A 17,853-nucleotide genomic window follows, 5' to 3' on the forward strand; every position below is an offset into this window, starting at 1 on the left:
GGGCGGTCATGGTCGCAGAGCCAGCCGCTGACGCAAAGGGCCGATCCGGCTGGCCTGCCCGCCTGAACGGCAGGGAAAGGCCGACGCCAGTGGCCAGATCCTGCATGGTCAGCCGCCCGGGACAGGCGCATGCTTTGTTACGGAGTAACACTTCCATGTCATGGACCGGCCCCTTCCACATCCAGCCGCCACCTCTCCCACCATGAAGCCCTCGCCCCTCGCTACCGGCATCACCCTCGCCCTGGCCCTGGCCAGCCTGCCCGCCTTCGCCTTGGCAGCCGACGACACCTCTTCGTCCGTCAAGGACCTGGACGCGGTCACCGTCCACGCCCAGCTCGACCAGGCCCGCAACACGCTGTCGCCGGACATCGGCAGCAGCCAGTACCAGATCACCGCCGAGGACATCCAGAAACAGCCGCTGGGTGCCTCCGCGCCGCTCAGCCAGGTGCTGCTGCAGGCCCCGGGCGTGGTCCAGGATTCCTATGGCGGCGTGCACGTGCGCGGCGACCACGCCAACCTGCAGTACCGCATCAACGGCGTGCTGCTGCCCGAGTCGATCTCCGGCTTCGGTCAGACCCTGGATGCGCGCACCATCAAGAGCATCCGCCTGATGGACGGCGCGCTGCCGGCGCAGTTCGGCGAACGCACAGCGGCGGTGGTCGACATCACCACCCGCAACGGTGCCGAGCTGGGCAATGGCGGCAGCGCGGGGCTGACCACCGGCTCGTTCGGCAAGGTCAATCCGAATGCCTCCTGGTGGGGCAACCAAGGGCGCTGGAGCTGGTTCCTGACCGGCAACTACGACCAGAACGACGTCGGCCTGGAGAACCCCACCAACACGCGCAAGCCGTTGCACGACGACACGCACCAGGGCAAGGCATTCGCCGACCTGACCTACCTGGTCAACGAGAACACCCGCCTGAGCGTGTTTGCCGGCTTCGCCAACAACCGCTTCCAGATTCCGGTCAATCCGGGCCAGGCGCCGCAGTTCGGCTATCTCGATACCACCACCTTCGATTCCAGCCAGCTGGATGAAACCCAGCGCGAGACCACCCGTTTCGGCATGCTGGTGCTGCAGGGCACGCTGGGCAGCACCGCCTATCAGCTCTCGGCCGGGCAGCGTTACAGCGATGTCGGCTTCAATCCCGATGCCATCGGTGACCTAGTGTTCAGTGGCGTCGCCTCGCAGGTGCAGCGCAGCAATCGCGCCAACACCCTGCAGGCCGATTTCTCCACGCCGCTGGGCAACGACCACACGCTGCGCTATGGCTTGTACGGCAACTACGAGAACGCGCGGGCCAGCAGCAACAGCTGGGTGTTCCCGGTTGACGACAACGGCCAGCAGTCCAGCACCACGCCGCTGCTGATTGCCGATCGCAGCGCGTTCCACGCCAGCACGCTGGCACTGTACGTGCAGGACGAGTGGAAGATCGGCGAGGACTGGACCGTGAACTACGGCCTGCGCGGCGACCGCTACAGGGCCTTCGGCCGCAGCGAGGGCCAGCTCAGCCCGCGCGTGGGCGTGGTCTGGAATGCCAGCGACAGCACCACCGTGCACGCTGGCTATTCGCGCTACTTCACGCCACCGGCCAGCGAGTTGATTGCCAGCAGCGATATCGCCCTGTACGACGGCACCACGAATGCGCAGCCCTCCGGTGGCAACAACATCCCGCTGGCAGAGCGCAGCGACTACTACGACATCGGCGTCTCGCAGCAGCTGGGCGAACACCTGACCTTGGGCCTGGACGCGTACGACCGCCGCGTCGCGCGCCTGCAGGATGAAGGCCAGTTCGGCGCCGCCTACATCTACTCGACCTTCAACTATCGCCGTGGCCACATCCGCGGCCTGGAGTTCAGCGCCGACTACAGCAACGGCCCGTTCAGCGCCTACTTCAACGCGGCCTACAACAAGGCGATCGGCACCCAGGTCATCACCAGCCAGTACAACCTCGATCCGGATGCCCTGGCCTATGTGGCCGATCACTGGATCCACCTCGACCACGACCAGAAGCTGACCTCATCGGGTGGCCTCAGCTACGCCTTCGCCGGGCACAACCGGATCGGCGCCAACTACGTGTTCGGCAGCGGCCTGCGTTCTGACATCGAGGGCGTGCCCAACGGCGGCGAGCTGCCGTCGTACCTGCAGGTGAACCTCAGCGCCGGGCATGACTTCAACGCCGACAGCGGGCATCCGCTGCATGTGCAGTTGGCGGTGATCAACGCGCTGGACCGCAGCTACCAGCTGCGTGACGGTGGCGGCGTGGGTGTGTTCGCCCCGCAGTGGGGACCACGCCGTGGCGCCTACCTGAGCCTGCAGCAGGATTTCTGATCAGACAGGGGTCAGATCCCTTTGCGATGCAAAGCGATCCGACCCCGCCCTGCCTTCAGCGCCTGACCTTGCGCAGCGACACCACCAGCGCCCACAGCGCCAGCAGCACGAACCACACGCCCGACCACATCGGCATGGTCAGGCCCAGGAACGTCCAGTCGATGTTGCCGCAGTTGCCGGTACCGGTCAGCACCGTGCGGAACACTTCCAGCGGCCCCATGGTCTCGCTCAGGAAGGCCAGCGGCGGGCCACAGGTGGAACCCATTTCCGGCGGCAGCATCTGCACGTAGACGTGGCGCGCGGCGATGCCGACACCTACTGCCGCGGCAATGAAGGCCAGCACGCCATAGGTCGCCCGGCCGGGGCGGTTGGACGGACCATGCAGTGCACCGATCAGGAACAGCAGGCCCAGCGCGGCGAACGCCAGGCGCTGGAAGATGCACAACGGACACGGCTCCAGGCCCATCTTCAGCTGCAGGAAGATGGCGTAGCCAAGCAGGCCCGCGCAGATCAGGAAGCCCAGGAAGAACTGGGCGCGGAAGGGCCAGCGCAGTGGATTCATCGTCAACGCTCGAATGGATCAGGCGCCAAGCGTAACCGAGAGTGCGCGCCGTCTGAACCGCCACACGCCACGCCTGTCGGAACGGTGTGGGTCGCATTGTGCCGCAGGTAGCGCCGGGCCATGCCCGGCGAGCGTAGCGGATACGGAAACGCCGGGCATGGCCCGGCGCTACCAGAACGCAAAAGCCCGGCGGAGGCCGGGCTTTCGCTGTGTCGCGTTGGAGCGGTCCGATTACTCGGCCACTTCCTCGGCCACGACCGGACGGTCGACCAGTTCGACGTAGGCCATCGGCGCGTTGTCGCCGGCGCGGAAGCCGCACTTCAGCAGGCGCAGGTAGCCGCCCGGACGGTTCGCGTAGCGCGGGCCCAGGATGGTGAACAGGTTGCCCACGGCTTCGTTGTCGCGCAGACGGGCGAAGGCCAGACGGCGGTTGGCGACGGAGTCGACCTTGGCCAGGGTGATCAGCGGCTCGGCAACGCGGCGCAGTTCCTTGGCCTTCGGCAGGGTGGTCTTGATCAGCTCGTGCTTGAACAGCGAGGCGGCCATGTTCTTGAACATCGCTTCGCGGTGGGCGCTGGTACGGCTGAACTTACGGCCAGACTTCTGGTGACGCATGGTGATATTCCTTGGTTAATGATGAGGCTGTGTGGATCGTTGTCGCCATCCTGGCGTTGCTGCGCGGACTGCGGTTGGTCCTGGCCATCCATCCTGGACGACCTGCCCGCGAACCTTCGGTTCGTCGTGGCATGTTGTATTGCGTTGAAGGCTCCACCGCGAACGGTGGAGCCCTCAGGCATTACCGATATCAGCCCAGCATGCCGTGGCTGGCGACGCCGGCCGGCGGCCAGTTCTCCAGCTTCATGCCGAGCGACAGGCCGCGCTGAGCCAGCACTTCCTTGATCTCGGTGAGCGACTTCTTGCCCAGGTTCGGGGTCTTCAGCAGCTCCACTTCGGTCTTCTGGATCAGATCGCCGATGTAGTAGATGCTTTCAGCCTTCAGGCAGTTGGCCGAACGCACGGTCAGCTCCAGATCGTCGATCGGGCGCAGCAGCACCGGATCCACGCCGTTGTTGGCCGGCTTCGCCGCACCGCGGTCGCGGTGGGTGAAGTCACCGAACACCGACAGCTGGTCGCTGAGGATGTCGGCGGCGGTGCGCACGGCTTCCTCGGCATCGATGGTGCCGTTGGTCTCGATATCGATGACCAGCTTGTCCAGGTCGGTACGCTGTTCGACGCGGGCCGCTTCCACGGCATAGGCGACGCGGCGGACCGGCGAGAACGAGGCATCCAGGACCAGGCGGCCGATGGCACGGGTTTCTTCGTCCGGACGACGACGCGCGGCAGCCGGCTGGTAGCCGAAACCACGTTCGATCTTCAGACGCATGTTGATTGCCGTGTCCTTGGTCAGGTGGCAGATCACATGGTCGCCGTTCAGGATCTCCACATTGTGGTCGACCTTGATATCGGCAGCGGTGACAACGCCCGGGCCCTGCTTGGACAGGGACAGGGTGGCGCTGTCGCCGGAGTGCATACGGATGGCCACGTCCTTGAGGTTCAGCAGGACTTCGAGCACGTCCTCCTGCAGACCTTCGACCGTGGTGTACTCATGCAACACGCCGTCGATTTCGACTTCCGTGATGGCGAAGCCCGGGATGGACGACAGCAGCACGCGACGCAGGGCATTACCCAGCGTATGCCCGTAACCCCGCTCCAAAGGTTCGATAACGACCTTTGCACGGGTGTCGGTAAGGCGTTCGATCTGCGGACCGCGAGGACGCAGAACCTGGTTGGCGGTAACCGTCATGTTGCGGGTTCTCCTAGTGAACCCCCGGCCGTCGCCGGGGGCTCTCCAATGTGAATTACTTCGAATACAGCTCGACGATCAGCGCTTCGTTGATGTCCGCAGGCAGATCCGAACGATCCGGAACAGCCTTGAAGATGCCGGTGAACTTGCCGGAATCCACTTCAACCCACGACGGGCTCAGGTCATGCTGGGCGGCGACGGTCAGGGCTTCCTGGACGCGCAGCTGCTTGGCAGCCTTTTCAGACAGAGCGATGGCGTCGCCAGCCTTGACCTGGTACGAAGCCAGGTTGACCGACTTGCCATTCACGGTGACGCCGCGGTGCGACACCAGCTGACGGGCAGCCGGACGGGTCACGGCGAAGCCCATGCGGTAGACGACGTTGTCCAGGCGGGTTTCCAGCAGCTGCAGCAGGTTCTCGCCGGTGTTGCCCTTCTTGGTCGAGGCCTTCTTGTAGTAGTTGCGGAACTGACGCTCCAGCAGGCCGTAGATACGCTTGACCTTCTGCTTTTCACGCAGCTGGGTGGCGTAGTCGGACAGCTTGCCCTTGCGGGCAGTGGCGCCGTGCTGGCCGGGCTTCTGCTCCAGCTTGCACTTCGAGTCCAGCGCACGCGCCGGGCTCTTCAGGGACAGGTCGGCGCCTTCGCGACGGGCGAGCTTACAGGTAGGACCGATATAACGAGCCATTTCTTATCGCTCCCTTTAGACGCGACGCTTCTTCGGCGGACGGCACCCGTTGTGCGGGATAGGCGTCACGTCGATGATGTTGGTGATCTTGTAGCCGACGTTGTTCAACGAACGCACGGCCGACTCACGGCCCGGACCCGGGCCCTTGATGCGGACTTCCAGCGACTTCACGCCGTAGTCCAGCGCAGCACGACCGGCCTTTTCAGCAGCCACCTGGGCAGCGAACGGGGTCGACTTGCGCGAACCGCGGAAGCCAGCGCCACCGGAGGTCGCCCACGACAGAGCATTGCCCTGGCGGTCGGTGATGGTGACGATGGTGTTGTTGAACGAAGCGTGGACGTGGGCAACGCCGTCGGTGACGACGCGCTTGATCTTCTTCTTGGTCTTAGCAGCGGGCTTAGCCATTTCTCAGTCCCTTACTTCTTGATCGCCTTGCGCGGACCCTTGCGGGTGCGGGCGTTGGTACGGGTGCGCTGGCCACGCAGCGGGAGGCCACGACGGTGACGCAGGCCGCGGTAGCAGCCCAGGTCCATCAGGCGCTTGATCGCGATGCCGATTTCACGGCGCAGATCGCCTTCCACGATGTACTTGCCGACTTCGGCGCGCAGGCGCTCGATTTCCGGCTCCGACAGATCGCGGATCTTGGTGGTCGAAGCAACGCCTGCGACTTCGCAGACCTTCTTCGAACGGGTACGGCCGATGCCGTAAATGCTTTGCAACCCGACCCAGACGTGCTTCTGGGCTGGCAGGTTGACGCCTGCAATACGCGCCATGACGCGGTTCTCCAGCTGAGTGATGGCCGACAGCGCGCCTCGGGCACGCCAATCCGGCAGGATGGATCAAAAAAGTGAACTAGCGATACTAACAAGGTTCCGGTTTACATGGAAGCCCGTGAAACCATTGGTTTCATGAACCCGGCCTGGGGAGTGTGCCCAGGCTCCGGCGCCGGATGGGGTTGGACCTGGGGTTTCCCCCGGGGCCGCCCGCGCTACTCCAGCGCGGGACCACCTCATCACACCCCCACCCGGAACCGCTGCGGGGGCCGCCCTTCGTTTGTGTGGCCGGAGTCCGCGAAGCGGAGGGACCATCACGTCAGGAAGACGAAAGTATAACAGGCCAATCAGCCGCGGGCAAAACCGCCGCGGTTGCCGCCCTTCAGGTTGGCCTTCTTCAGCAGGCTCTCGTACTGGTGGGACATCAGGTGCGCCTGCACCTGGGCGATGAAGTCCATCACCACCACCACCACGATCAGCAGCGAAGTACCGCCGAAGTAGAACGAGGCGTTCAGCTGCGTGCGCATCAGTTCCGGCAGCAGGCAGACAATCACCAGGTAGGCCGAACCCGCTGCGGTCAGGCGGGTCAGCACACCGTCGATGTAGTCGGCGGTGGCCTTGCCCGGACGGATGCCCGGAATCAGCGCACCGGACTTCTTCAGGTTGTCGGCGGTTTCCTGCGAGTTGAACACCAGCGCGGTATAGAAGAACGCGAAACCGGTGATCAGCGCAGCGAACACGATCATGTGCAGCGGCTCGCCCGGGCCCAGGGCGTTGGCGACCTTCTGCAGGATCTGGCCGAAGCTGCTCTGGTTGGCGGCCTGGCCGGACCACATGGCCAGGGTGGCCGGGAAGGCCAGCAGGCTCGAGGCGAAGATCGCCGGGATGACGCCGGCCATGTTGAGCTTCAGCGGCAGGAACGAGGTCTGGTTCATGTACGCATTGCGACCGCCCTGGCGGCGCGCGTAATTGACCGTGATCCGGCGCTGGCCACGCTCGACGAACACCACGAAGAAGGTGAAGGCGAGCACGACAATGGCGATCAGCAGCAGCTGGATGAACTGGATGTTGCCGTCGCGGTAGGCGTCGAAGGTGTGGATGACCGCACCCGGCAGGCCGGCGACGATACCGGCGAAGATGATCAGCGACACGCCGTTGCCGATGCCGCGCTCGGTGACCTGCTCACCGACCCACATCAGGAACATGGTGCCGGCAGTCAGTGCGACCACGGCGGTGAGCACGAAGCCCATGCCCGGTGCGTACACGACCGGAGCGCCCGACGGCGAGACCTGGCCCTGCAGGGCCAGCGCGATCGAGCCGCCCTGCACCACTGCCAGCAGCACGGCGCCGATGCGCGAATACTGGGTGATCTTGCGGCGGCCGGACTCACCTTCCTTCTGCATCGCCTTCAGGGCGGGGAAGATGTGCACGGCCAGCTGCATCACGATCGATGCCGAGATGTACGGCATCACGTTCAGCGCGAAGATGCTGAAACGGTGCAGGGCGCCGCCCGAGAACATGTTGAACATGTCCACGATGCCGCCGCCCTGCTGTTGCATCATGGCAAGCATGGCATCGGGATTGACGCCCGGCACCGGCACGTAGCAGCCGATGCGATAGACGATCAAAGCCCCGACGACGAACAGCAAACGTTGGCGAAGTTCAGTGAACTTGCCCATTCCGCCCGCGAGGTTACCGATGCCAGCTTGCGCCATGATTTTCTTACTCCGTTACGCTGCCGCCGGCAGCTTCGATCGCAGCCTTGGCACCGGCCGTGGCAGCAATACCCTTCAGGGTGAACGCCTTGGTCACTTCGCCCTTGACGACGACCTTGGCCTTCTTTGCGGTGCTCGGGACCAGCTTGGCAGCACGCAGAGCGGCGAAGTCGATCTCACCGGCCGGCAGCTTGTCCAGCGCGTACAGCAGCACTTCAGCGGTGTCCTTGGCGATCGGCGAACGGAAGCCGATCTTCGGCAGACGACGCTGCATGGGGGTCTGGCCGCCTTCGAAGCCAGCCTTGATCTTGCCGCCACCCTTGCGGGCGAACGAACCCTTGTGGCCGCGGCCGGCAGTCTTGCCCAGGCCCGAGCCGATACCGCGACCGACGCGGGTACGCTCGGTGCGGGCGCCCGGTGCCGGGCTCAGTTCATTGAGACGCAGAGTCATGGTCGATTACTCCTCAACCTGGACGAGGTACTGAACCTTGTTGATCAGGCCGCGCACCTGCGGGCTGTCCTTCAGTTCACGCACATCGTTGAGCTTGTTCAGGCCCAGGGCACGCACCGACAGGCGGTGACGCGACTGGGTGCCACGCAGGCCACGCACCAGGCGGACCTTGACAGTCTTGTTGGACTCATTAGCCATGGTTGAGTTCCTCCACCTTCTTGCCGCGCTTGGCCGCGATGCGGGCCGGCGACTGCGCAGCAGACAGGCCCTTCACGGTGGCACGCACCAGGTTGATCGGGTTGCGCGAACCGGTGGCCTTGGCCAGCACGTTCTTCACGCCAACGGCTTCCAGCACGGCGCGCATGGCACCGCCGGCGATCACACCGGTACCTTCCGAAGCCGGCTGCATGAACACGCGGGCTGCGCCGTGACCATCCTTGATGGTGTGCCACAGGGTACCGTTGTTCAGGTCAACGCTGACCAGGTTCTTGCGGGCCTGTTCCATCGACTTCTGGATGGCGACCGGCACTTCGCGGGCCTTGCCATAACCGAAACCGACCTTGCCTTCGCCGTCGCCGACAACGGTCAGGGCGGTGAAGGTGAACTGGCGGCCACCCTTGACGGTCTTGCTGACGCGGTTGACCGCGACCAGCTTTTCGATCATGCCGTCGTCGATCTTCTCTTCGCGGTTACGGTCGCGATCGCGACCCCGCTGCTGACGCTCTTCTGCCATGTTGATTCCTTGGTTGTTTGGGTATGTACGGCTCGAGGCCGCTTATGGTTGTGGAATGTCGCGTTGTTCCGGTGAACCACTGCAGAAGAGTGGCGCCGTCCCGCCTCACTCAGGCGGGCGAGCAGGCGGGCAGGAGACCACCGGTCCCCTGCCCTTATCCTTTAGAACTGCAGGCCGGCTTCGCGGGCGGCTTCTGCCAGGGCCTTGATGCGGCCGTGGTAGCGGTAGCCCGAACGATCGAAGGCAACCTTCTCGACGCCGGCGGCCTTGGCGCGCTCAGCGACGATACGGCCGACCTTGGCGGCGGCATCGGCGTTCTTGCCGTTCTTCAGGCCTTCCTTGACGTCGGTCTGGGTGGTGTTGGCGGCAGCCAGCACCTTGGAACCGTCGGCGGTGAAGACCTGGGCGTACAGGTGCTGGCCGGTGCGCAGCACCGACAGGCGGGCGACGCCGAGCTCACGGATGTGGGCGCGGGTCGACTTGGCGCGACGCAGGCGGGCGATGTTCTTGTTCATGATGTTTTTCCTTTGAAAGCGGAAGCGCCTAATTAGGCCTTCTTGGCTTCCTTACGGATGATGACTTCGTCGGAGTACTTCACGCCCTTGCCCTTGTACGGCTCCGGCTTGCGGAACGCACGGATCTTGGCGGCAACTTCACCGACGACCTGCTTGTCAGCGCCCTGGACCAGGATCTCGGTCTGGGTCGGGGTGGTGATGGTGATGCCTTCCGGCGCCACGAACACGACCGGGTGCGAGAAGCCCAGGGACAGGCTCAGGTCCTTGCCCTGCATGGCAGCGCGGTAACCCACGCCGACCAGCTCCAGCTTGCGCTCGAAGCCTTCGGACACGCCCTTGACCATGTTGGACAGGATCGCACGCACGGTACCGGTCAGTGCGACCAGCTCGGCGTTCTCGGTGCTCAGGGTGGCAACGCCGTTGTCGACGTTGATGGCAATACCGGCCGGCTTGGCCAGCGACAGGGTGCCCTTCGGGCCCTTGGCGGTGACGCTGTCCGACTGGACGTTCAGTTCAACCTTACCCAGGGTAATCGGCTTCTTGGCTACGCGGGACATAGTTCTACTCCTTTCGCCTTAGGCCACGAAGCACAGGACTTCGCCGCCGACGCCCAGCTGGCGCGCCTGCGCATCAGTCATGATGCCCTTGGAGGTGGAAATGATGGAGATACCCAGGCCGTTCATGACCTTCGGCAGCTCGCTCTTGCCGCGGTACTGGCGCAGGCCCGAACGCGAGAAGCGCTTCAGGGTCGCGATGACCGGCTTGCCTTCGAAATACTTCAGCACGATTTCCAGCTCGGACTTGTTGTTTTCCAGCTGGGTCACGCGCAGGTCGGTGATGTAACCCTCGTCCTTCAGGACCTGGGCGATCGCAACCTTGATCTTGGACGACGGGGCCTTCACCGTCTGCTTGCCTACCGCGGCCGCATTCTTGATGCGGACCAGCAGGTCGGCGATGGGATCAGTCATGCTCATATGAGTACCTTTGAGTGCACCGATATCCGCTTTCGCGAAAATCTGTTGTCTCCTGGAAACGGGCCAGGTCCCTTGATGCAGCGGGCCGGAAGCCCACTCCTACGACCCCGTTTGCGCAGGGCAAGACGCGGGAGTATACGCCAAAAGAGCCCGGCTTGCGCCGGGCTCTTCGGTTTTTTTGCGTCGGGAAAGCTGAATGCCTCCCCTGCCCGGTTCAGGAACCCCCGAAGGGGCTCCTGATCGCAGGGCCGGCTGGGATTACCAGCTGGCCTTGCGCAGACCCGGGACGTCGCCACGCATGGTGGCTTCACGCAGCTTGTTACGGCCGAGGCCGAACTTGCTGTAGACGCCACGCGGACGACCCGACAGCTCGCAACGGTTGCGCTGGCGGCTCGGCGACGAATCGCGCGGCAGCTTGGCCAGCTTGGTTGCGGCGTCGATCTTCTCTTCGTAGGTCGCGTCCACGGAGGACACGATCTTCTTCAGAGCCGCACGCTTTTCAGCGTACTTCTTTGCCAGCTTTTCCCGCTTGATGTCGCGGTTGACCATGGAGGTCTTTGCCATTTCGGTTTCCTCGACAGATCAGTTACGGAACGGGAACTTGAACGCTGCCAGCAGCGCCTTCGCTTCCGCGTCGGTCTTCGCAGTGGTGGTGATGGCGATATCCATACCGCGGATCGCGTCGACGGCGTCGAAGTCGATTTCCGGGAAGATGATCTGCTCCTTCACACCCATGTTGAAGTTGCCGCGGCCGTCGAAGGAACGACCGGAAACACCACGGAAGTCGCGCACGCGCGGCAGCGAGATGTTGATCAGGCGATCCAGGAACTCGTACATCTTGTGGCGACGCAGCGTGGTCTTGCAGCCGATCGGCCAACCATCGCGGATCTTGAACGACGCAACCGACACACGCGACTTGGTGACAACCGGCTTCTGGCCGGAAATCTTGGTCATGTCGCCGACGGCGTTTTCCAGGATCTTCTTGTTGGTGGCCGCTTCGCCGACACCCATGTTCAGGGTGACCTTGACCAGCTTCGGCACTTCCATCGGATTGGTGTAGCCGAACTGCTTCATCAGCGCCGGCACCACTTCGTCCTTGTAGAACTTTTCGAGACGGGAACTCATCTTCTCATTCCTCAGGCGTCGAGCGCCTCACCGCTGGAGCGGAACACACGCAGTTTGCGTCCATCCTCCAGCACCTTGAAGCCAACGCGTTCGCCCTTGCCCGAAGCCGGGTTCAGAACATTCACGTTGGAGATATGGATCGAAGCTTCGCGCTCGACCACGCCGCCGGCAACACCTGCCTGCGGGTTCGGCTTGGTGTGGCGCTTGACGATGTTCACGTTGGCGACGACCACACGGTCGCCGTCGACGCGGACGACTTCGCCCTGCTTGCCCTTGTCCTTGCCAGCGTTGACGACAACCTGGTCGCCCTTCTTGATACGGTTAGCCATGATTATCTCCTGTCGCTCACAGCACTTCGGGAGCGAGCGAGACGATCTTCATGAACTTCTCCGAACGAAGTTCACGGGTCACCGGCCCGAAGATACGGGTACCGATCGGCTCCTGCTTGCTGTTCAGCAGAACGGCAGCGTTGCCGTCGAAGCGGATCAGCGAGCCGTCGGCGCGACGCACACCCTTGCGGGTACGCACCACGACGGCGTCATACACTTCACCCTTCTTGACCTTGCCGCGCGGAATCGCATCCTTCACGGTGACCTTGATGATGTCGCCGATGCCGGCGTAACGGCGCTTGGAACCACCCAGCACCTTGAAGCACATCACCTGCTTGGCACCCGAATTGTCCGCGACGTCAAGGTAGCTCTGCATCTGGATCATGATTCAGACTCCTTATTCAGCCGCACGCGTGATGACTTCCACCACGCGCCAGTTCTTGGTCTTGGACATCGGAGCAATCTCGGTCACGCGGACGACATCGCCTTCCTTGCAGGCGTTGTCGGCATCGTGGGCGTGCAGCTTGGTCGAGCGCTTGATGTACTTGCCGTACAGCGCGTGCTTGACCTGACGCTCAACCAGGACGGTAACCGTCTTGTCCATCTTGTTGCTGACGACACGGCCTTCGACCGTGCGCAGCGTCTTCTTTTCAGTATTGTCGCTCATAGCGGCCATCCTTACTTCGTGCTGCCGAGCAGGGTCTTGACGCGAGCAATCTCGCGACGGACCCGGCGAATGTCGTGGGTCTTCGGCAGCTGGCCGGTGACCTGCTGCATACGGACAGAGAACTGTTCCTTACGCAGGTCGATCAGGTGGGCCTTGAGTTCGTCAGCCGACTTTTCACGGAGAGTTTTGATATCCATCAGCGCACCGTACGGGTCACGAAAGTGGTGGTGACCGAGAGCTTGGCGGCGGCCAGGCGGAACGCCTCGCGAGCCACTTCCTCGGAAACACCCTCGATTTCATAGATCATGCGGCCGGGCTGGATCTGGGCCACCCAGTATTCCACGTTGCCCTTACCAGAACCCATTCGGACTTCGATGGGCTTCTTGGTGATGGGCTTGTCGGGGAACACGCGGATCCACATCTTGCCGCCGCGCTTGACGTAGCGGCTGATCGAGCGGCGGGCCGCTTCGATCTGACGCGCGGTCAGCTGACCGTGTGCGGTTGCCTTCAGGCCGTACTCGCCGAAGCTGACAGCGTTGGCGCTCCAGCTCAGGCCATCGTTACGGCCCTTGTGTACCTTGCGGTACTTGGTTCGCTTGGGTTGCAACATTGTCGTTACCTCGCTTCACGGGCCGGGCGCTGACGGTCACCGCGGTCGCCGCGATCGTGACGATCGTTGCGCGACGGGGTGTCGTCCTGCTTTTCCTGGCCAACCTGGGAGAAATCGAAGACCTCGCCCTTGTAGATCCAGACCTTGATGCCGATGATGCCGTAGGTCGTCTTGGCTTCAGCGAAGCCATAGTCGATGTCGGCACGCAGGGTGTGCAGCGGCACGCGGCCTTCGCGGTACCACTCCGAACGGGCGATTTCTGCACCGTTGAGGCGGCCACCGACGTTGACCTTGATGCCCAGGGCACCCAGGCGCATCGCATTGCCGACCGAGCGCTTCATTGCACGGCGGAACATGATGCGACGCTCCAGCTGCTGGGCGATCGACTCGGCAACGAGCTGCGCGTCCAGTTCCGGCTTGCGCACTTCGGTGACGTTGATGTGCGCCGGGACGCCCATCATCTCGCTCACTTCCTTGCGCAGCTTCTCGATGTCCTCACCGCGCTTGCCGATCACCACGCCCGGACGGGCGGTGTGGATCGTCACGCGAGCGGTCTTGGCCGGACGCTCGATCAGGATCTTGCTGATGCCGGCCTGAGCCAGCTTCTTGCGCAGCATTTCGCGCACTTTCAGGTCGGCTGCCAGGTAACCAGCGAACTCGGCCTTGTTGGCGTACCACTTGGAGTTCCAGTCCTTGGAAATGCCGAGGCGGATACCAATCGGATGAACTTTATGACCCATGGTCTTTTCCTTATCCGCTTACTTGGCGGCGCCCACAACCACAGTGATGTGGCTGGTGCGCTTGAGGATGCGGGTACCGCGGCCTTTCGCCCGCGCCATGAAACGCTTCAGGGTCGGACCTTCATCAACCATGATGGTCTGAACCTTCAGCTCGTCGACGTCGGCGCCCTGGTTGTTCTCGGCATTTGCAATAGCCGACTCCACCACCTTCTTGATCAGGTGGGCAGCCTTCTTGTCCGAGAACTTCAGCAGGTTGACCGCACGCTCGGCCGGCAGACCGCGCACCTGGTCAGCGACCAGACGAGCCTTCTGCGGGGAGATGCGCGCAGTGCGCAGGATGGCTTTCGCTTCCATTGTCATCTCTCCTTACTTGCCCGACTTCTTGTCACCACCGTGACCCTTGAAGGTCCGGGTGATGGCAAATTCGCCGAGCTTGTGGCCGACCATGTTCTCGTTGACGAGAACCGGGATGTGGTTCTTGCCGTTATGCACGGCAATGGTGACGCCTACCATGTCAGGCAGGATCATCGAACGGCGCGACCAGGTCTTGATCGGCTTCTTGCTGCCCGCAGCGGCCTCCACCTTCTTGACGAGGTGGTGATCGACGAACGGGCCCTTCTTGAGTGAACGTGCCATGGTCGATTAGCCCCTACGATCGCGGACGATGAACTGCTGAGTGCGCTTGTTATGGCGCGTCTTGTAACCCTTGGTCGGGACACCCCACGGGGTGACCGGATGCGGGTTACCCTGGCCGGCCTTGGCCTCACCACCACCGTGCGGGTGGTCAACCGGGTTCATGGCAGCACCACGAACGGTCGGGCGGACGCCGCGCCAACGCTTGGCACCGGCCTTGCCCAGCTTTTCCAGGCTGTGCTCGTCGTTGCCGACTTCGCCGATGGTGGCGCAGCACTCGACCGGAACCTTGCGCATTTCACCCGAGCGCAGGCGCAGGGTGGCGTAGATGCCTTCGCGAGCCACCAGCTGCACGGCCGCACCAGCGGCGCGAGCGATCTGAGCGCCCTTGCCCGGCTTCAGTTCGATGCAGTGGATGGTGGTGCCGACCGGGATGTTGCGCAGCGGCAGGGTGTTGCCAGCCTTGATCGGGGCATCCGAACCAGCGATCACCTGATCACCAGCCTTCAGGCCCTTCGGGGCGATGATGTAGCGACGCTCACCGTCGACGTAGCACAGCAGAGCGATGTGGGCGGTGCGGTTCGGATCGTATTCGATGCGTTCCACGCGCGCCGGGATGCCCAGCTTGTTGCGCTTGAAGTCGATGATGCGGTAGTGCTGCTTGGCACCACCACCGACGTGACGCACGGTGATGCGGCCATGGTGGTTACGACCACCCGAGCGGCTCTGCGACTCGACCAGCGCGGCGTGCGGAGCACCCTTGTGCAGGTCGGGAGTGACCACGCGCACGGCCGAACGGCGGCCGGGGGAAGTGGGCTTGAATTTCATCAATGGCATGGGATGTACCTCAGGCCTTGGCCGTTACATCGATCGACTGGCCATCGGCCAGGCGAACGTACGCCTTGCGCCAATCGCCGCGGCGGCCAGCACGGTTACGGAAGGACTTGTTCTTGCCCTTGACGTTGACCACGTTGACGGCTTCGACCTTGACGTCGAACAGCTGCTCAACCGCGGCCTTTACATCGGCCTTGGTGGCTTCGTTCGAAACTTCGAAGACATACTGGTTGGAGAGTTCCTGCAGGCGCGCGGTCTTTTCGGAGACACGCGGGGCACGCAGCACGCTGAAGATTTTTTCGTTGCTGTTCATGCCAGCCACTCCTCGACCTTCTTGACCGCGTCAGCGGTGATGACGACCGTGTCGGCACCCACCAGCGAGACCGGATCCAGACCCTGGACGTCACGCACCTGCACGTACGGCAGATTGCGGGCGGACAGGTACAGGTGCTCGGACGCTTCTTCGGTGACGATCAGCGGGCGCTTGCCCACTTCCAGGCCGGCCAGCTTGGCGATCAGACCCTTCGTGTTGGTCACTTCGACGTCGAAGGACTCCACGATGGTCAGACGGCCCTGACGGTTCAGCTCGGACAGGATCGCGCACATGGCGGCACGGTACTGCTTGCGATTGACCTTCTGCTCGAAGCTGCGCGGCTTGGCCGCGAAGGTGACACCGCCGCCGACGAAGATCGGAGCCGTCAGTGCGCCATGACGCGCGCCGCCGCCCTTCTGCTTCTTCGACTTCTTGGTGGTACCAGCCACTTCAGAGCGAGTCTTCTGTGCCTTGGTGCCGGCGCGACCGGCGTTGCGGTAAGCAACGACGACCTGGTGGACCAGATCTTCGCTGAAATCGCGACCGAACACGGCTTCGGAGACCGAGACCTTGTTGTTGCTACCCGTGATAACGAGTTCCATCGTCATCTCTCCTTATGCCTTGCTCGCCGGACGGACGATCACATCGCCACCCGCCGCGCCCGGAACGGCGCCGCGAACCGCGATCAGACCGCGCTCGACGTCGACCTTGACCACTTCCAGGTTCTGGGTGCTCTGCTGCACCGCGCCCATGTGGCCCGACATCTTCTTGCCCGGGAAAACGCGACCCGGGGTCTGGCGCTGGCCCAGCGAACCCGGCGCGCGATGCGACAGCGAGTTACCGTGGGTTGCATCGCCCATACGGAAGTTGTGGCGCTTGATGGTGCCCTGGAAGCCCTTACCCTTGGTGACACCCTGGACGTCGACGATCTGGCCGACTTCGAAGATGTCCGCCTTGACTTCGCCGCCAACGGCGAAATCGCCGAGCTGCGCGTCTTCAACGCGGAATTCCCACAGGCCACGACCCGCTTCCACCTTCGCCTTGGCGAAGTGGCCGGCTTCCGGCTTGTTGACCAGGGCAGCGCGACGCGCGCCGACGGTCACCTGCACGGCGCTGTAGCCGTCGGTTTCGACGGTCTTGATCTGCGCGATGCGGTTCGGGGTTGCTTCGATCAGGGTCACCGGGATGGAGCGGCCATCTTCAGTGAACACGCGGCTCATGCCAGCCTTGCGGCCCACGAAGCCCAACGAATACTTCTTCGTCATGGTCGTAGTCCTCAGGTCAGCTTGATCTGAACGTCGACGCCGGCAGCCAGTTCGAGCTTCATCAGCGCGTCCACGGTCTTGTCATTCGGGTCAACGATATCGAGCACGCGCTTGTGCGTGCGGGTCTCGTACTGGTCACGCGCGTCCTTGTCGACGTGCGGGGAAACGAGAACGGTGTAACGCTCGATCTTGGTCGGCAGCGGGATCGGGCCACGCACTTGCGCGCCGGTCCGCTTTGCCGTTTCAACGATCTCGCTGGCCGAACGGTCGATCAGACGATGATCGAACGCTTTCAGCCGGATCCGGATCTTTTGGTCCGCCATGGCGGTAGGTTCCTTCGTTAAAAGAGCGACAGACAAAGCCTCTGGGTTGCTTTGTCCCATGAAATTCCTGAATACGGACGGCCCACACTCCTGCAGGCCGCCAAGGTCACTCCATAGACCTCAAAAACGTAGGCAGACCAGTTACCCGGCCTGCCCAGACGTAGAAGCATAATGGCACGCAAGGCAGCTGTCAACAGTCGCCTGTTGACGCCGCCTGAATGGCATTGACCCTTCCTGGTCCGGGGAACACAAGGCACATCCTATGCCTGCTTTCCCATTTGATACGCCCCGATGCCCTACCCAGGCAACATCGGGGCGCAGATACTACCAGATTACTCGATGATCTTCGAGACCACGCCGGCGCCGACGGTACGGCCGCCTTCGCGGATGGCGAAGCGCAGGCCTTCGTCCATTGCCACCGGGTTGATCAGGGTGACGACCATCTTGACGTTGTCACCCGGCATCACCATTTC

At 63.2% G+C, this 17,853-nt stretch carries 30 protein-coding genes; 1 reads left to right on the forward strand and 29 read right to left on the reverse strand.

Features of this window, described 5'->3' with window-relative positions; genetic code table 11:
- The first annotated feature begins 202 nt into the window (after nucleotides 1-202).
- On the forward strand, nucleotides 203-2,329 hold the full coding sequence (locus tag AC5P88_RS20085) for a TonB-dependent receptor (RefSeq protein WP_495225872.1): 2,127 nt from the start codon (nucleotides 203-205) through the stop codon (nucleotides 2,327-2,329).
- Nucleotides 2,330-2,384: 55 nt separating this feature from the next.
- Here AC5P88_RS20085 and AC5P88_RS20090 read toward each other — a convergent pair whose 3' ends face one another.
- The 29 genes from AC5P88_RS20090 to AC5P88_RS20230 all read right to left on the reverse strand — a co-directional run.
- Nucleotides 2,385-2,891, reverse strand: coding sequence for a disulfide bond formation protein B (locus AC5P88_RS20090; RefSeq protein ID WP_049432774.1), 507 nt, complete (start codon nucleotides 2,889-2,891; stop codon nucleotides 2,385-2,387).
- Nucleotides 2,892-3,122: 231 nt separating this feature from the next.
- Entirely contained in the window at nucleotides 3,123-3,506 is a 384-nt protein-coding gene (gene rplQ / locus AC5P88_RS20095; protein WP_005408217.1) for a 50S ribosomal protein L17, read from the reverse strand.
- A 190-nt stretch (nucleotides 3,507-3,696) separates the two neighbouring features.
- On the reverse strand, nucleotides 3,697-4,695 hold the full coding sequence (locus tag AC5P88_RS20100) for a DNA-directed RNA polymerase subunit alpha (RefSeq protein ID WP_005408216.1): 999 nt from the start codon (nucleotides 4,693-4,695) through the stop codon (nucleotides 3,697-3,699).
- A gap of 55 nt (nucleotides 4,696-4,750) precedes the next feature.
- Nucleotides 4,751-5,380, reverse strand: coding sequence for a 30S ribosomal protein S4 (gene rpsD / locus AC5P88_RS20105; RefSeq protein ID WP_004145446.1), 630 nt, complete (start codon nucleotides 5,378-5,380; stop codon nucleotides 4,751-4,753).
- 15 nt (nucleotides 5,381-5,395) lie between these two features.
- Entirely contained in the window at nucleotides 5,396-5,785 is a 390-nt protein-coding gene (rpsK, locus tag AC5P88_RS20110) for a 30S ribosomal protein S11 (RefSeq protein WP_004145443.1), read from the reverse strand.
- 11 nt (nucleotides 5,786-5,796) lie between these two features.
- Nucleotides 5,797-6,153, reverse strand: a complete 357-nt coding sequence (rpsM, locus tag AC5P88_RS20115) for a 30S ribosomal protein S13 (protein WP_004154500.1) — start codon at nucleotides 6,151-6,153, stop codon at nucleotides 5,797-5,799.
- A gap of 347 nt (nucleotides 6,154-6,500) precedes the next feature.
- Nucleotides 6,501-7,868: a preprotein translocase subunit SecY gene (gene secY / locus AC5P88_RS20120; RefSeq protein ID WP_004154499.1), complete on the reverse strand. Its 1,368-nt coding sequence runs from the start codon at nucleotides 7,866-7,868 to the stop codon at nucleotides 6,501-6,503.
- A gap of 7 nt (nucleotides 7,869-7,875) precedes the next feature.
- On the reverse strand, nucleotides 7,876-8,319 hold the full coding sequence (rplO, locus tag AC5P88_RS20125; RefSeq protein WP_004154498.1) for a 50S ribosomal protein L15: 444 nt from the start codon (nucleotides 8,317-8,319) through the stop codon (nucleotides 7,876-7,878).
- 6 nt (nucleotides 8,320-8,325) lie between these two features.
- A complete protein-coding gene (gene rpmD, locus AC5P88_RS20130) occupies nucleotides 8,326-8,517 on the reverse strand; it encodes a 50S ribosomal protein L30 (RefSeq protein ID WP_005408214.1) in 192 nt (63 codons plus the stop codon).
- Nucleotides 8,510-9,052 (reverse strand): 30S ribosomal protein S5, encoded by a 543-nt coding sequence (rpsE, locus tag AC5P88_RS20135; RefSeq protein ID WP_005408213.1) that lies wholly within the window; start codon nucleotides 9,050-9,052, stop codon nucleotides 8,510-8,512. The genes rpmD and rpsE overlap by 8 nt, the downstream gene beginning before the upstream one ends.
- A gap of 161 nt (nucleotides 9,053-9,213) precedes the next feature.
- Nucleotides 9,214-9,567: a 50S ribosomal protein L18 gene (gene rplR, locus AC5P88_RS20140; RefSeq protein WP_014646053.1), complete on the reverse strand. Its 354-nt coding sequence runs from the start codon at nucleotides 9,565-9,567 to the stop codon at nucleotides 9,214-9,216.
- A 32-nt stretch (nucleotides 9,568-9,599) separates the two neighbouring features.
- On the reverse strand, nucleotides 9,600-10,124 hold the full coding sequence (gene rplF, locus AC5P88_RS20145; RefSeq protein ID WP_014646052.1) for a 50S ribosomal protein L6: 525 nt from the start codon (nucleotides 10,122-10,124) through the stop codon (nucleotides 9,600-9,602).
- Nucleotides 10,125-10,142: 18 nt separating this feature from the next.
- A complete protein-coding gene (gene rpsH, locus AC5P88_RS20150) occupies nucleotides 10,143-10,541 on the reverse strand; it encodes a 30S ribosomal protein S8 (protein ID WP_005408210.1) in 399 nt (132 codons plus the stop codon).
- A gap of 258 nt (nucleotides 10,542-10,799) precedes the next feature.
- A complete protein-coding gene (rpsN, locus tag AC5P88_RS20155; protein WP_005408209.1) occupies nucleotides 10,800-11,105 on the reverse strand; it encodes a 30S ribosomal protein S14 in 306 nt (101 codons plus the stop codon).
- Between the two features lie 18 nt (nucleotides 11,106-11,123).
- A complete protein-coding gene (gene rplE, locus AC5P88_RS20160; protein WP_004154491.1) occupies nucleotides 11,124-11,666 on the reverse strand; it encodes a 50S ribosomal protein L5 in 543 nt (180 codons plus the stop codon).
- An 11-nt stretch (nucleotides 11,667-11,677) separates the two neighbouring features.
- Entirely contained in the window at nucleotides 11,678-11,995 is a 318-nt protein-coding gene (gene rplX / locus AC5P88_RS20165; RefSeq protein WP_004154490.1) for a 50S ribosomal protein L24, read from the reverse strand.
- Nucleotides 11,996-12,011: 16 nt separating this feature from the next.
- Complete coding sequence (gene rplN, locus AC5P88_RS20170; RefSeq protein ID WP_004145357.1) at nucleotides 12,012-12,380, reverse strand: 50S ribosomal protein L14; 369 nt, start codon at nucleotides 12,378-12,380, stop codon at nucleotides 12,012-12,014.
- A gap of 12 nt (nucleotides 12,381-12,392) precedes the next feature.
- A complete protein-coding gene (rpsQ, locus tag AC5P88_RS20175) occupies nucleotides 12,393-12,662 on the reverse strand; it encodes a 30S ribosomal protein S17 (protein ID WP_004154489.1) in 270 nt (89 codons plus the stop codon).
- Nucleotides 12,663-12,673: 11 nt separating this feature from the next.
- Nucleotides 12,674-12,859 carry a 50S ribosomal protein L29 gene (gene rpmC / locus AC5P88_RS20180; protein ID WP_004154487.1) on the reverse strand — a complete coding sequence of 62 codons (186 nt, stop codon included), beginning with the start codon at nucleotides 12,857-12,859 and terminating at the stop codon, nucleotides 12,674-12,676.
- A complete protein-coding gene (gene rplP, locus AC5P88_RS20185; RefSeq protein ID WP_004154486.1) occupies nucleotides 12,859-13,272 on the reverse strand; it encodes a 50S ribosomal protein L16 in 414 nt (137 codons plus the stop codon). Before rplP ends, rpmC begins: the two co-directional genes overlap by 1 nt.
- Nucleotides 13,273-13,277: 5 nt before the next feature.
- The gene (gene rpsC, locus AC5P88_RS20190; protein WP_004145350.1) at nucleotides 13,278-14,012 is read right to left on the reverse strand and encodes a 30S ribosomal protein S3; all 735 of its coding nucleotides are present in this window, start codon (nucleotides 14,010-14,012) and stop codon (nucleotides 13,278-13,280) included.
- An 18-nt stretch (nucleotides 14,013-14,030) separates the two neighbouring features.
- A complete protein-coding gene (gene rplV / locus AC5P88_RS20195; RefSeq protein WP_004145348.1) occupies nucleotides 14,031-14,366 on the reverse strand; it encodes a 50S ribosomal protein L22 in 336 nt (111 codons plus the stop codon).
- A gap of 12 nt (nucleotides 14,367-14,378) precedes the next feature.
- Nucleotides 14,379-14,648, reverse strand: a complete 270-nt coding sequence (rpsS, locus tag AC5P88_RS20200; protein WP_004154485.1) for a 30S ribosomal protein S19 — start codon at nucleotides 14,646-14,648, stop codon at nucleotides 14,379-14,381.
- Nucleotides 14,649-14,654: 6 nt separating this feature from the next.
- Nucleotides 14,655-15,482, reverse strand: a complete 828-nt coding sequence (gene rplB / locus AC5P88_RS20205; RefSeq protein WP_004145339.1) for a 50S ribosomal protein L2 — start codon at nucleotides 15,480-15,482, stop codon at nucleotides 14,655-14,657.
- Between the two features lie 10 nt (nucleotides 15,483-15,492).
- On the reverse strand, nucleotides 15,493-15,792 hold the full coding sequence (rplW, locus tag AC5P88_RS20210) for a 50S ribosomal protein L23 (RefSeq protein ID WP_004145338.1): 300 nt from the start codon (nucleotides 15,790-15,792) through the stop codon (nucleotides 15,493-15,495).
- Nucleotides 15,789-16,394, reverse strand: coding sequence for a 50S ribosomal protein L4 (rplD, locus tag AC5P88_RS20215; RefSeq protein ID WP_049432779.1), 606 nt, complete (start codon nucleotides 16,392-16,394; stop codon nucleotides 15,789-15,791). The genes rplW and rplD overlap by 4 nt, the downstream gene beginning before the upstream one ends.
- 12 nt (nucleotides 16,395-16,406) lie before the next feature.
- Nucleotides 16,407-17,057: a 50S ribosomal protein L3 gene (gene rplC, locus AC5P88_RS20220; protein ID WP_004145336.1), complete on the reverse strand. Its 651-nt coding sequence runs from the start codon at nucleotides 17,055-17,057 to the stop codon at nucleotides 16,407-16,409.
- 11 nt (nucleotides 17,058-17,068) lie between these two features.
- Nucleotides 17,069-17,380, reverse strand: a complete 312-nt coding sequence (rpsJ, locus tag AC5P88_RS20225) for a 30S ribosomal protein S10 (protein WP_005408208.1) — start codon at nucleotides 17,378-17,380, stop codon at nucleotides 17,069-17,071.
- Between the two features lie 332 nt (nucleotides 17,381-17,712).
- Nucleotides 17,713-17,853, reverse strand: a 141-nt coding sequence (locus tag AC5P88_RS20230) for an EF-Tu C-terminal domain-related protein (protein ID WP_487247787.1), incomplete at its 5' end; no start/stop codon positions are given.

It is taken from the genome of Stenotrophomonas sp. YJH_SMC_8 (assembly GCF_059371315.1).